At 33.8% G+C, this 13,607-nt stretch carries 11 protein-coding genes and 1 tRNA gene; 2 read left to right on the forward strand and 10 right to left on the reverse strand.

Annotated features, from left to right (window positions below; genetic code table 11):
• Positions 1 to 982: hypothetical protein (locus HN894_17565; GenBank protein MBT7145134.1), on the forward strand; the 982-nt coding region annotated here is incomplete at its 5' end.
• Positions 983 to 1,831: 849 nt separating this feature from the next.
• Here HN894_17565 and HN894_17570 read toward each other — a convergent pair.
• From HN894_17570 to HN894_17580, 3 genes are all read right to left on the reverse strand, one after another.
• Positions 1,832 to 2,233, reverse strand: coding sequence for a hydrolase (locus HN894_17570; protein MBT7145135.1), 402 nt, complete (start codon positions 2,231 to 2,233; stop codon positions 1,832 to 1,834).
• A gap of 75 nt (positions 2,234 to 2,308) precedes the next feature.
• Positions 2,309 to 3,382 carry an alanine racemase gene (locus HN894_17575; protein ID MBT7145136.1) on the reverse strand — a complete coding sequence of 358 codons (1,074 nt, stop codon included), beginning with the start codon at positions 3,380 to 3,382 and terminating at the stop codon, positions 2,309 to 2,311.
• Between the two features lie 16 nt (positions 3,383 to 3,398).
• Positions 3,399 to 3,806: an acyl-CoA thioesterase gene (locus HN894_17580; GenBank protein ID MBT7145137.1), complete on the reverse strand. Its 408-nt coding sequence runs from the start codon at positions 3,804 to 3,806 to the stop codon at positions 3,399 to 3,401.
• A gap of 219 nt (positions 3,807 to 4,025) precedes the next feature.
• Between HN894_17580 and HN894_17585 the strand changes: the two genes are divergently transcribed.
• Positions 4,026 to 4,098, forward strand: a tRNA-Lys gene (locus HN894_17585).
• A gap of 27 nt (positions 4,099 to 4,125) precedes the next feature.
• On the opposite strand, the gene HN894_17590 is transcribed toward HN894_17585, so the two are convergent.
• From HN894_17590 to HN894_17620, 7 genes are all read right to left on the reverse strand, one after another.
• Positions 4,126 to 4,899 (reverse strand): alpha/beta hydrolase, encoded by a 774-nt coding sequence (locus HN894_17590; protein ID MBT7145138.1) that lies wholly within the window; start codon positions 4,897 to 4,899, stop codon positions 4,126 to 4,128.
• A 67-nt stretch (positions 4,900 to 4,966) separates the two neighbouring features.
• Positions 4,967 to 6,877, reverse strand: coding sequence for a glycoside hydrolase family 13 protein (locus HN894_17595; protein MBT7145139.1), 1,911 nt, complete (start codon positions 6,875 to 6,877; stop codon positions 4,967 to 4,969).
• Positions 6,878 to 6,955: 78 nt separating this feature from the next.
• Complete coding sequence (locus HN894_17600; protein ID MBT7145140.1) at positions 6,956 to 8,518, reverse strand: SUMF1/EgtB/PvdO family nonheme iron enzyme; 1,563 nt, start codon at positions 8,516 to 8,518, stop codon at positions 6,956 to 6,958.
• A 547-nt stretch (positions 8,519 to 9,065) separates the two neighbouring features.
• Entirely contained in the window at positions 9,066 to 10,727 is a 1,662-nt protein-coding gene (locus HN894_17605) for a carbohydrate-binding domain-containing protein (GenBank protein ID MBT7145141.1), read from the reverse strand.
• Positions 10,728 to 10,799: 72 nt separating this feature from the next.
• On the reverse strand, positions 10,800 to 10,958 hold the full coding sequence (locus HN894_17610) for a hypothetical protein (GenBank protein ID MBT7145142.1): 159 nt from the start codon (positions 10,956 to 10,958) through the stop codon (positions 10,800 to 10,802).
• Positions 10,959 to 10,982: 24 nt separating this feature from the next.
• Entirely contained in the window at positions 10,983 to 11,777 is a 795-nt protein-coding gene (locus tag HN894_17615; protein MBT7145143.1) for a hypothetical protein, read from the reverse strand.
• Between the two features lie 268 nt (positions 11,778 to 12,045).
• Positions 12,046 to 13,482: a DUF1566 domain-containing protein gene (locus HN894_17620; protein MBT7145144.1), complete on the reverse strand. Its 1,437-nt coding sequence runs from the start codon at positions 13,480 to 13,482 to the stop codon at positions 12,046 to 12,048.
• Positions 13,483 to 13,607 lie beyond the last annotated feature (125 nt).

Below are 13,607 nucleotides of genomic sequence, written 5' to 3' on the forward strand. Positions count from 1 at the left end.
AAATCCGGTTCATACATACCAAACCGGTGGTTTATATACCGTTTCACTAATTGTCTCCAATTTTTTCGGTTCAGATACGGTTGAATTTATTGAATATATTGAGGTAGCAAATGCTCAATCTCCCGGCTGGTCGTACAATATCACAGGATATAGCCATACTATTCTTATTCCGAATACAACCCAAATCAAAATCAATGGTGTTCAAATCGATACAGGCGATTATTTTGGCGTATTTTATGATTCGCTCGGGACTCTGGCATGCGGCGGATATCAAATTTGGGACGGCACAACCACCTCTGTTACAGCCTGGGGCGAAGACCTTGGCAACGATGGTTTTGCAGGCTCGGAAGAATTTAAATGGAAAATTTGGGATGCTTCAACAAATATCGAATATAACGCAATGGCTACATATATTCCTTTCCCACAAATGCCATACCTTGGATTTTTTGTTTCGCTTGGCACCAGCGGTTTAACATCATTAGTCAACTATGATATTCAACAAATTGATTTGCCATTGGGCTGGAGTATTTTTTCAACATATATAAGCCCTTTTGATGCTGACATTCAAGCTATTTTTGCTTCAATTATTTCAGATATACTAATTATAAAAAGTGGCTCTGGTTCTGTCTTCTGGCCAGCTTTTTCTATAAACCAAATTGGAAATATTGCAACCGGCGAAGGATATCAGGTTAAAACAAATTTTGCAAGCACTTTCATGATTAGTGGTAATATTCTAAATCCAATTTACACGCCAATTTCCATAAATTCCGGCTGGAGTCTGATAGGCTATATTCGCACAAGCCCCGCTACTATCGACACAATGTTAAGCTCAATTGTAAACGAAATTGTATTGGTGAAAAATGGCTATGGATTTGTTTATTGGCCCGCATACGGAATAAATAATATTGGAAATATGATTCCTGGCGAAGGCTATCAGGTAAAGATGACAAATGCTGTTTCTTTGACTTATCCACCGAATTAGATTTTTTCTAATAACCTGCACCAGCAGGGTATTTCAAACAGACCTGACAGGTTTCGAAAACCTGTCAGGTCTTTTCATATCATCCAAATATTATAACAAATACAATTCGAAAAAATAGAAATAAATTGCGTATTGTATTTTTATGGCTATATCTTATTTTGAGGTGCTGGATTTTATTCTTCATGTAAAGTATAAAAGCTCATTACGTAAAACCCATATATATGCAAAACCAGCGACATAAAGATTTCAATTATTGAGGTTTCAGTGTTAATAGCAACAAGCATTTTTGCCTAAGTCTTCAAAAATGGATTTTGGTGTTTAAAGCAAGGGTGCGACTGATTTTCTATTTTCAATTATGCACTATTTTTTTGAAAAAAAATCACAAATATTACTATTGACCTGAAAGGTCATAATGTGAAAGCATAGGCAGAAAGCCTATGTAAAATGTTTGTAGAGCATAAAGGGCTGAAAGTCCGAAATGTGAAATTGTTTGTATATATTTTTTTGGAATATACATTTCGGACTTTAAGCCCTTTTTCCCTTGCAAATTTCAGACATAGGCTTGCACTGCGTTTCAGCCTATGCTTTCACGTTTAATCCTTTCAGGATAAGAGATTTTGTAACTGTTCTACAAACATTGGTTTTTCATAAAGATTGAATATACTAAAAAGGAAATTCTTTTTCAAGCAACTCAAAATAAGATTTAGGATTTATATTTCAAGTGGTTTTCTTAGATAAAAAACATTTATTTTATCCAAATAAAAAGAAACATACCTAATGTAGCTATAATGTTTTGCATATGTTTTGCTACATCATGAAGTTAGAAAATGAAATAGCAATATCAACATTCTATCTACGACCAAAAAGTCCTCTTCGCTTTTTTGATATTTTTTTTTCTTCTTCTTCAACACTTGCTTCCGGATTTAGCAGTTGCCATATTTTGCTCCAACCTAAAAAACCACCTATATTCCTGTCGTCAATAAATAAATCGGCATTTATTTTTCTACTTATTGTATTATCGAAAACTTCCTCCGGGTAATTTTTATTTATTGCATAAAATTTTACACCATTTTCTTCACAGAATTTTACAGCTGCTTCAAGCTCATTTCCGGCTCGGTAGGTCCACAAAATTAGCAAATGTCCCATTTTTTGTAATTCCTTGATTGTTTGAAAAGCAAATAAAATTTCCTCACCGATCTCAGGATACTTATGCTCCACAATCGTTCCATCAAAATCAACTGCAATTTTCATAAAATATATATTTTTCAATTAACAATATTGGCAAACAAAGATAAAATTATATTTACAATAGAAATTACGAATTGCTCATTTCTCATTTCGTATTACCAGATAATTCTCTCTCATCAAATTCACAGTTAAGCAGGAATGAACCGGCAATAGCCCAATTATATCACCTACTGAAATTTGACCTAAAAATTCTCTGGAACATTCAACAATTCCATGTTCTTGAGAAACAGAAACTAAATAACAATTTTTAATAATTGTCCAGCCATTTGCTTGAAATTTAACTACATATCCGAAAAGATTTCTGTCATTTTCTAATAAATGTTCTTTAGAAAAATGAACAGCACCACCATAAATTACAATTTGGTTTCTCGTTTTGTGGATAGCTACAATCGGACATACCACAGCTACAGCTATTTGGCTTAAATTACATGAGCCAAGTTTAAATTGCATTAAATCGTAAAACACAAAATTACCAGGACGAATTTCATCAATTCCCTCAAAATCTTCGCTTATACTACAAGCAGGCGTGTCTCCAATCGAAATTTTGATTTCGTCATTTGTATTTGAAAATCGTTTTTTAATATCAGACAAAATTTTATTTCCTGACAAATGATTTGCGATAATTTCTTGTCTGCTTGTAGCAATATAATTCTGCCCGGCATGAGCTAAGAATCCTTTAAAATTTAATAATCGTGAGTCTTTCAATTTCTCAATAATTTGTTCAGCTAAAGAAATATTCTCAGGAATTATTCCAGTTCTTCTGCCACCAATATCGATTTTAATGAAAATACCAAGCTTATTTTTAATGTTTTGCAGAATGAAATCTAATGTCTCAATTGATTCTATTAAAACATTTAGCTTAATTTTTGATGCAAGTTGATTAATCTCCACAATTTCTAAAATATTGCATGGAAAAGCAATAGTTATATCTTCCCAGCCTGCTTTTGCAAAAAACGATGCCATTTCCACCGAAGAAACTGTTATGGCTTCAATGCCGAATTTTCTATACCATTCACCAACTTCAAGCATCTGATGCGTTTTAAAGTGCGGACGAAAAACGACTCCGTTTTTCTTAGCTTTCTGGCACATCATCCGGATGTTTTCTAAGGATTTGCTCTTATCAATAATTAAAGTTGGTTTATTAATTTTCATAAAAAAAGGAATTCTATTATTCGAAATATTTTGTAAAATAGTTGAGCAAAAATTGAGGAGCTCTCATTACTATTCGGGTTTCCTTATTGATAAAGGCTAAGCTTGTTTCGCCAGTATTCAGCAAAATTCCTTTTTCGTTAAAAATTTCGTAATCGAACATCAATTTTACTTTTGGCATTTTACGCAAGTATGTTTTAATCGTAATTTTCTCATCGTAGAATGCTGGCTTTAGGTAATTCACTTTTAGCGAGAAAACCGGAAGCATTACTCCACTTTTTTCTAATTCGCTATATGGGAAACCTATTTTTCTGAATAATTCAGTTCTGCCAAGTTCATAAAAACATGCATAGTTTGCATGATGAACATATCCCATTTGGTCAGTTTCATTATATCGTACTCTTATATTTACTTCGGATACATACATAATTTTAGTTTTTATCGTCAAAAAAAACGCTGCAAATTTAGATTTTAATGCTCTAATTTTTAATGGCTATAGTAAATATTTTATTATTAAAAATGAAATACAATGTATGGTCTTGTAATTTAGACGTTTACAATAGTTGAAAAAAATCGTAAAAATATTCATATTCATTTTGATATATAAATAATTGCTATTATTTTTGCAAAACTTTTTTGAGAGATAGACCGAGTAGCTCAGCAGGTAGAGCATCTGCCTTTTAAGCAGAGGGTCCCGGGTTCGAGCCCCGGCTCGGTCACAAAGCCTCACTTTTTGTGGGGCTTTGTTATTTACCACTGTTTGGCAGAATTTCTATTTTCTTAATAAAATTATCAATAAGATTAAAATATTCATGCCAATTAACCGAAATAATAGTATTATGATTTCCTTCAGGAAAAATAGTCAAGTGTTTTGGTTCATTAGCTGCTACGAATAGCTTTTTTGCATGTGTTTTGTCAACCAAACCATCGTATTCGGAATGAAGAAACAGGCTTGAACCACGAAATTCCGATATTTTAGATTCATTGTCGAAATGTTTCAATACTTCATTTTCGAATGAATCTTCATCTAAATTTAATTCAACAGGTGTTACTCTCATAAGCATACGTTCCAGAATATTTGCAATTCCGCTTTCAATTATCAATCCCGAAATTTCGGGAAAGCACGATGCTGCATGAATTGCATAAATTGAGCCAACTGAACGTCCAAATAGTATAATGTTTTCTAATGGTAAATTTATTTGGCGAATCATTAATTCTGTATCATTCAAGATTGTAACTAATTCGGGATTTCCATTAGACATTCCGTATCCACGATATTCGAAAAGAAAAATATTGTATCCTAATTCGTGAAACTTTGGGACAAATCCCGAAAAATAATCTGAAATTATTTCTCCATTGCCATGAAAATGTATGATTGTTTTGGCACTTTTGTCTTTTATAAAGTATTTGCAGCCAAGATTCGCATTGCCACAATCAATCCAATATGGGTTTTCAAAATAATCTTTTCTTGGAAAAAAATATCTTTCAGAAATAATTTTGTTGTTTAAAATACTTTTCATAATTGTCTATTTTGAGATACTAAAATAAAAAACTTTCAAATAAAAATTGCCACGAATTCACCGATTTTCAATTTTTAAACTGTGTAAATATCTTTGCTTCATATGCATTTATATCGAATGTCAGAAATTCATTCTGAGGTTTTAAAACTTCTTTTTCATTTAACGGATTGAAAAAAGCATTTTCTATTTCAACGGGAATTTTAACAGTTTTAGATTCTGTGGATTTATTAAAAACTACAATAATTTGATTTGACTCAAACTTCCGTGAATAAGCTACAACATTATTTATATCATCAATCACAGGAAAAGAAATATCTCCATAGATTAAGCCTGGATTTTCTTTACGTATTTTAATCAGGTTTTTATAAAAATTCAATAAATCAAGATTTTGTTCAACTTTGTCCTGGGCACGGTTTTTCCCGAAAGGGTGATGAGTTTCGTCTTCATAATCAATATCTTGCCAAACCATTGGTTTTCTGCAATCCGGATCGTCTGCTCCCCACATACCAATTTCATCGCCATACCAAATGTGCGGAGCTCCAATAAATGTGAACTGATGAATCAATAACATTTTCTGTATTTTCATTGTTTTTTCGTCAGGTTTGTCAATTTTGTATTCAGGATTGTCGTATGGTTTGACCTTAAATTTATAAACTCCATTGTTGTATATTGATGTGGAAATGCGTGGTGCATCGTGGCTTGCCAACAAATTCATCATAGTTTGTGATCTGTTTTTATCAATATCTCGCAATTTATCTTTCAAAGCCTCAACGAATTCGCTTGGTTTCATTGGGGTAGGGGCATCGGCAAAAAAATGACGTGCAGGTCGGAACCAACGATAATTCATAATAGCATCAAACATATCTCCTTTCAGAAAATTGTGAGGAAAAAGCAATTCATCGGGCCACGATTTCCACCAAATTTCGCCAAGTAAAAAAGCTTCAGGATTAATTTTTTTTACTTCTTTTCGAAATTCTTGCCAAAATCCCATCGGGACTTCTGCAGCTACATCTAGCCTGTAACCATCTACTCCATCGTTGAACTTGCCATCAGAATTTGGGTCTAACCAACGTTTAGCCACAGAAAAAATATGTTGTTTTGCTTGTTTGCTATACAGATTTCCTTTGTAAGGAATTTCAGTGGGATCGCTAAGAATAATTTTTTTCATTTCGGGCATATACTTTACATTAGACCAGCCACTATACGAAAACTCATTTTCTTTTGTATTAGGATCGTCAAAACTTTCAATCTCAAACCAATTTGCCACTTGAGAGTTTTTTCCATTTTTTCGGACATCTTTGAAAGCCCAAAACTCGCTTCCAGTATGATTCCATGAATAGTCTAACAGGACTTTTATTCCTCTTTTATGACATTGGTCGATCACTTTTAGGAACATTTTGTCGGCTTCAGTCCATTGCCAGGTTTTAGGATCGATTGGGTTTTCTTCTGAAATAATTTTTAAATCAATTTCAGGTGATGGCCCAAAATTGCGGTCGATATGTCTCCATGATCTTGGATCGTATTTATGCAAGGAAGGAGAATCGTTTAATGGATTAAAATAAATTGCATTAATACCGATTGATTTTAAATAGTCGAGCTTATCTAAAACACCTTGCAAATCTCCACCATACCTACGTAATTGCAAATTATTCCATTTATCCGGTAAGGTAGATTCGGAGAAATATTTATCTGCTTTATACCAATCGCTACCCCATGCTGTTGTTTTCCATGATTTTGGAATTTCGTCAGGATATGTACCTCGTATATCCATAATGGTAGGATCGTTCAAGCTATCGCCATTTCTGAAACGTTCAACAAAAATTTGATACCATATTGCTTCTTTAGCCCATTGCGGAACATATGCAATATCAGTCTTAGAAATCGCATTATTCTCAAGTGTCTCATTTTGCTGAGAATTGCAAGAATAGAGGCTAAATGTTATAGTAAGAACAAAAAATATGAATGCTATTTTATTCATAATGTGTTTGGTTTTATTTATTAAGATGAATTTGTTTGAAATTAAAATCTGAAACAGAAATTAGATATTTTTTGATGGCTACTCAACAGGAATAAGTAATCGAAAACCATAATCGCTATATGAATCATTTGGAAAATTCCATGCTCTGTTTGATGTTCGGCAATAATTTGTACTGACATTCCACGAACCTCCTCTAAGAACTTTATATTTCCCGCTTTCCATTCCCTGCGGATTGTAAATCTTTTTCATAGCATAATATTCTTTTGAATACCAGTCCATGCACCATTCGGCAATGTTTCCGCTCATATCAAAAAGTCCTAACTCATTAGGTTTAAAACTGCCTACCGGTGCCGATAAATTGTATTTGTCGTTCTGATTTCTGTTTTTCCAGTTTTCGCTGCAACTATCGTCGCAAAAATTAGCATACTGAAAAAGTAGTTTTTCGTTGGAAGTTCCGGAATAAACATAATTTTTTGTTTTTTTTCCGCCTTGTGCGGCATATTCCCATTCTGCTTCGGTTGGTAGTCTGCCACCTTTCCATTTGCAATATTCTACGGCTCCATGCCACGTAACCTCAATTACCGGTAAGTAGTCGTTTCCGCCTTTAGGTGTAAAAAATTCTCCCTGTTTTTCGATATTACAATCTTTATCAGAAATATCGAGCCACAGTTTGCCATCTACTTCTTGATTACCTTTGTCGTTTAAAAATTCACAAAATTCTATATTAGTTACTTCGTATTTGCCAATATAAAAATTGCCAACAGTTACTGGATGTACAGGCTTTTCGTCTTCGTCGCCGTTGTAGCTGCCAATTTTAAATGTACCGCCGGCAACAAAAACCATATTGTAATGGCAAGATTTTTTACTGCTATTTTCAGTATCAGAATAGAAATCTTCATCGAAGCCATTTTCTTCTTCAACAAAAAAGAAGTCTTTGGTGTTCGACATTGACTCCCAAGAGATTTGTGTATTTGTACTTTCTTTAGTTACTTTATTTCTAACAACATCGAAGAAAATTTCTATAGGAATATCGGGCATTTCAATTGCACTTATCAGACTTTTTGTATATAAACTGTTTCTACCACCGGTTTCTACTACAGCTTTTTCGGGTTGGGCAGCAAAGGCAATTATAGAACCTAAAGGAGCTGATGTATATGAAAAAGCTCTATAGTCTAAATTTAATTTCTTGATTGGGATATTTCTGCATGCATCAAGAATTATAATATTCATACTATTTTCGGTAGTTTTCATTTTCGATAGTAGATACTCGAGATTGATACATGATGGTTCTACATGTTTTGATGATATTATTTGTGTTTCTAATGGTACCAGAAAATTTGTATCATTCATATGAATTCCATATCCACTAAAATAGAACAATGCAATATCGTCTTCATTTATTTTTTGTGAAAAGTCTTCAATTGCGAGCTTCATATTTTCGAGATTCAGATTTTTCTGATAGCTTACACAAAAACCAACTTCACGTAAAGCAGTTGCAAAATCGTAAGCATCATTGATTGCAGTAGGAAGTATGGAATTTTCATAATTACTATTTCCTATGACGAGGGCAATCCTTTTTTGAGATTTTCCAACAATAACAAATGACAGTAACAAGCTAAAAATCAATACTCTCTTTATCAAAACTTACAAAATTTATTGAAATTACGAAAGTATATATTTGTTGGGAAACAAAAAAGATTTTTTTATAAAATACTGAAAAAGTATCCTCTTTTATAGTTATGTAAATTTTAAAAGAAAATAGTTTAACTATGAATTATAGTTAATGAATCATAGTTTCTTCTCAAAAGTGAAATTTAGTAGGTGGTTTGTCTTCCTAAGCAAACAATGAATGATTTGCTATAAGTTACAAACTTGTAACAAATTCTCTCTTCCTGTCAGGCAGCTACAAGCTGGTCCAGCAAGAAGTCCCAGTTCGATTCCTCGAAGGTAATTTCAACAGTGTTGATGTCGTATAAATTCTGGTTGAAACTTGTTAAGATCATCCAAAAAACAAACCGGCAATACATTATAACTTTTTAGTGATTATAAGTATTATTTATCTAAACCACTATGGACTGGAAGTCCATAGTGGTTTAGTCAGTTCCTATAGGAACAAGTAGCGGAGTATCAATCCCACTTTTATAAATAACAATATATTATTCTGTTTTTTCATACAGACAAATCAAAGTTAGTTTACAATTGTTACTGTGCTGGTAATAGTGAAACTGGCATATTTCGATCCGGCAGTATATGTTCCATCCATATATAACCCATCTGTAGCTGTCCCTGATGAACTGCCTCCCAGATAGACATCATATGTTGATCCGCTAATAAAATCGGATGAAGAAAAAATAAATGCCTCGTATTCCTTTGTAGGTTCATAAGTAAGAATATCTACCCCATCACTGTCCTGGATATGTATTAGTGTGCCAGCTTGCTGTGATGAACTGAAATCTATAACTAAAGAATATTGGTCTGATGATGTGTTGGGATATGCCGTATGTCGGGATGATGCACTTAATCCTACCATAAAACCACCATCTAAAGTATATGAGTCACAATCAACTATTGTCCCCCCCCGAACTCCTGAACTACTCACAAATACAGTACCACCTGAAATTTCCATTGACCCGTTCGAATCAAAACAATCCGCTTCTGCATCAATCACAATATATCCGCCATTTATATAAATGTAGTTGTTGCCATTCGCTGCTGAATTAATGCCATCATCACTTGATACAATGTGAATTTCCCCACCATTAATTGTGATATCTCCCTCGGCGCTTTCAATACCCTCATATGAATTTGTAATGTTAATATCCCCATCATTAATGACCAGGTCATAGTCGGCATGAATGGCATCATCATCAGAAGAGATGACAAACGAACCATCATTGATTGTTATAAATCCATTAGAGTGAATTGCATCATCAACAGAGCTAATTGTAAAGTTTCCATCATCAATAAATACACCGATTGTCCCATTGATACCTTTTCCACCTGATGATAGAACGATTTCTCCAAGCACAATTTCCACATCTTTTTCAGCCTCAATTGCTTCCCCTCCGGCAGTAATGTTTATTTCGCCCTTTTCAATTGTAATATATCCCTTTGAAGTGTCATCCTCATTATCTGATTTTATCCCAACGCCAGCAGCTTCAACAGTGATACTTCCATCTTTAACAATAAGATAATCTTTACCCCTGATACCGTCATCAACTGAATTAATATTGATAGTTCCGCTTGTAATTATCAATCCGTCTTTACTTGTAATACCATCATTATAATTTCCTTCAACAGTTAAGGTGCCATTTCCATAGATAGTAAGGTCAGACTTGCTATAAATAGCGGCATTAGGTTCATCGTCTTCCGGATTTTCAAAAATATATGATGTTCCGTCTGTTACATAATTTTCAGAATTATCTGCGAGAACAATCATTGCTTTTTCTGCACTCAAAACATATATAGGAGCATTTGTCGAGCAGTTGAGGCCGGCCCCATTTAAGATGAGTCTTACAATTTCTTCATCTTCTGTATTCACAATAATCTGGCCGTCATCAAGGGTGCCGGTTAAACTGTATGTTCCCGCTGATGTTATGGTTACGGTGCTTTCTTCAGCAGTGGCACCAGTTCCATTCACAGTTATTGTACTTCCATTTAATATTATTTGAATTTCTTCAGAGCTATCCCAAATATAATCTTCTGCATCATCGTGATTATCGCTATCATCAACAATAACAATTTCCTCAGCATCCTCTGTATCATCTAACAAATCCTCAGATTTCTCGCATGCTGTGAATCCAATTATAGTTAAAATAAATATCGCAGCAAATAAAATCTTTTTATACATTTTTAATAATTTTAATATTAGGCCTACTTCTTTTTTTGATAGTCTTTTTTCAGCTTATTCCGACTATATTCGTTATAATTGCCCAACAATTTGATAACCGGAGATATCAGTGTGATTATCATCCGGTTCATCGTTAGAGACATCATTGTCTTTATTACATCCTGACACAATCATGGAGATAATTATAAAGGCCGTCATGAATAAGGCGTATATTTTTTCTTTTGTTTTCATCGCTTTATTTTTTTTGGCAATCTTCTATGGTTCAGACTCATATTCAATTACAAAAGCATAGAAACCACCACCTTCACCTAAGCTCATATCACCATAAGATATTGGAAAATCACCCCAGGTTGAAACGGTAACATTCATCTCTCCAAATAACATTGCATCTTGGGAATATCCTTCATCTTCAAAGTTTGCATCATTAGGTTGGGTATTATCTCTTTCATCTTGGTCAGTTGTTGTAGGTGTACTCGAACTACCGGGAGGGCAATCAGGGCCAAGACAATATTCGTCAACCGCCCAATTCGTGAAATCCATAGTTACCCCACTTAACCACATCCAACCTGATGAAACATCTGATTCAGTATCTGTGCTGTTCTCCTGAAAACCGCCAACTGGGGGCCCATTCATAATATAATTGTGAGTGTCGTCCCATTGATGCCAATAGGATGTGTCATTAATAAGTGTAAAAACAAATTCATTCTCATCAGTGGTTTCCGGACAAACAAGATATCCACCTGATAATTGTGCCAAATATGCTGTTGTCAACCATGATACATTACCATCGGGTATTTCAACCACTTCGTACCAATGTGTTATACCATTATTATTAGTATAACTAACAACAGATTTCCTTGTATATGTGCCAATTTGTGTCCAATCAACATAATATCCACTATAGAATGGGTCTGTTGTAGAATAATAATCTGTTACATCCAATGGAGTTGTTGTTTCTTCAATTGTTTCTTCTACGTCTTTATTGCAAGAATAAAATACAAAACTGCTTACACACATTACAATAAGTGTCCCTAAAAATAATTTTTTCATTTTTAATACTTTTAATATTATGCCTACTCCTTTTTTTTAATAGTCGTTTTTTCAGCTTATTCCGACGGCTCGTATATGAAGCGTAAGGGGTTTTAAAACACTTACTTATCGAGTTTGCACTTAGCCAAATTTGCGATTAACACAAATTTAAACTTTTTAATCAACTCGTCAAATCGCAGATTTGGCGAACTTGATTAAACGTACAAATGTTTCGCAAACCACTGAACCCCTAATGTTTTATTATGCATTGTTGGCGTTTCGTTTATTATTATTTTATTATTTTCTTTGTCACCTGTTTGCCATCAGTATTAATTACAAGGAAATAACAACCATGGGAAAGTTCTTCCGTGCTTAGAGTTAATTTATCTGTATTTGTCTCATTCAATCTAATTAAATATTTTCCGAGTGAATTTGCTAAACTGATGCTAACATTAGAATAAATCCGGTCAAGTTGAATAAAGCAATTGTCATTCATTGGATTTGGATAGATTTTAATATCTATATTTTCATCATAATTGTTAATAGAACTACCAATGGAAATATCTCTTACACATCTAACATAATTGAAAACATACTTAACGTCACCTTGTGGTCCCCCATATTGAGGATAATCTTCTATATTTCCGCTTTTAAGATCACTTCTTTGGCATCCAGCTCCGTGAACATCCATTAAAACTCCAAACATTTTCCCTTGTCCTTCACCAAATGCAATGTATGCTGCGCTTTCACTTGGGTTTGAACCCCATAAGAAAGTAGTGCCAGACCAGAAATAGCCGTATTGACCAGAATTACCATCAGGATCAAGAATTTCTGTAGTTTCGAACAATGGATCTATAGCTGGTGATTGTGTCGTTTGGGGTGACCTGGTGTAATCCACAATACTATGTAATTCTTTAATATTTGGTAATCTCCAATCGCTATAATTTGCAAGATCTAATCCTTCAGCATATTCTAATGATTCTTCCCAATCTCTTACACTACCATCATCTGCTTTTTGCCACATTAATCCTGTAGCTAAATCACTTATAGTTCCATCTCCATTATCTACAAAATCATTCTTTCCATAATCAACATTATTACGAACCATACGACTATACATCATAACATCGGCACCATTACGCGATTTAGGATATCCTTTAATATGCCCATCAACGAAGTTTACTCCAAACACTGTTTCGTTATTTTCAAAAGTGACTCCCACATATTGAGTAGCTGACCATGTTTGAGCATCAATCTCTCGTTCTCCAATTGCTGTATCACCTAATGGTTGATTGAAATAATTAGTATCTATAAACATTTCTACAGCTGTATTATAAGGTCCCACTTGACCTGTAAATAGTATTAGCGAATAGAGGTCTTTTACCGTTGGAACCCGCCAATCATCATAACCAGCAAATTCAGAAGCTTCTACCATAGTGAACATTGTATCAAATGTTATTTTATCCCCCATATCCTGAGCCCACATTAGCCCAGTAACATTATCTGTAATAGTTCCATCTCCATTATCAGTATATGATGGATTATTACCAGAGTAAGTCGCATCTTGACCGTAAAAACCATCTCCTATAGATGGTGCTGAAATAATTGCCGTATTGCTATAGAAATCGGTAATATTTGTCTCTACTATTGGATAATTTTGTGAAAATGCAAATTGATTGCTAAACAGCAACAATATGTAGAAATATAATAGATAAAACTTTTTCATTATTTTAAAATTTTAGATTTGTATAATTAATCATTTATTAATTTTCAATTTGCTTCCATAATGAACGCCAACTATATTATATTCGTTATAATTGCCCATAAAGTGTTGCAATATAGCATGAAGCG

Source organism: Bacteroidota bacterium (genome assembly GCA_018692315.1).
In the GTDB taxonomy this organism is placed as follows: domain Bacteria; phylum Bacteroidota; class Bacteroidia; order Bacteroidales; family JABHKC01; genus JABHKC01.

What these genes read in the sequence shown, in the direction of transcription:
- HN894_17570 (MBT7145135.1), bottom strand. Translation starts at nt 2,233, where the DNA reads ATGAAAATTGCAGTTGATTTTGATGGAACGATTGTGGAGCATAAGTAT.
- HN894_17575 (MBT7145136.1), bottom strand. Translation starts at nt 3,382, where the DNA reads ATGAAAATTAATAAACCAACTTTAATTATTGATAAGAGCAAATCCTTA.
- HN894_17580 (MBT7145137.1), bottom strand. Translation starts at nt 3,806, where the DNA reads ATGTATGTATCCGAAGTAAATATAAGAGTACGATATAATGAAACTGAC.
- HN894_17590 (MBT7145138.1), bottom strand. Translation starts at nt 4,899, where the DNA reads ATGAAAAGTATTTTAAACAACAAAATTATTTCTGAAAGATATTTTTTT.
- HN894_17595 (MBT7145139.1), bottom strand. Translation starts at nt 6,877, where the DNA reads ATGAATAAAATAGCATTCATATTTTTTGTTCTTACTATAACATTTAGC.
- HN894_17605 (MBT7145141.1), bottom strand. Translation starts at nt 10,727, where the DNA reads ATGTATAAAAAGATTTTATTTGCTGCGATATTTATTTTAACTATAATT.
- HN894_17610 (MBT7145142.1), bottom strand. Translation starts at nt 10,958, where the DNA reads ATGAAAACAAAAGAAAAAATATACGCCTTATTCATGACGGCCTTTATA.
- HN894_17615 (MBT7145143.1), bottom strand. Translation starts at nt 11,777, where the DNA reads ATGAAAAAATTATTTTTAGGGACACTTATTGTAATGTGTGTAAGCAGT.
- HN894_17620 (MBT7145144.1), bottom strand. Translation starts at nt 13,482, where the DNA reads ATGAAAAAGTTTTATCTATTATATTTCTACATATTGTTGCTGTTTAGC.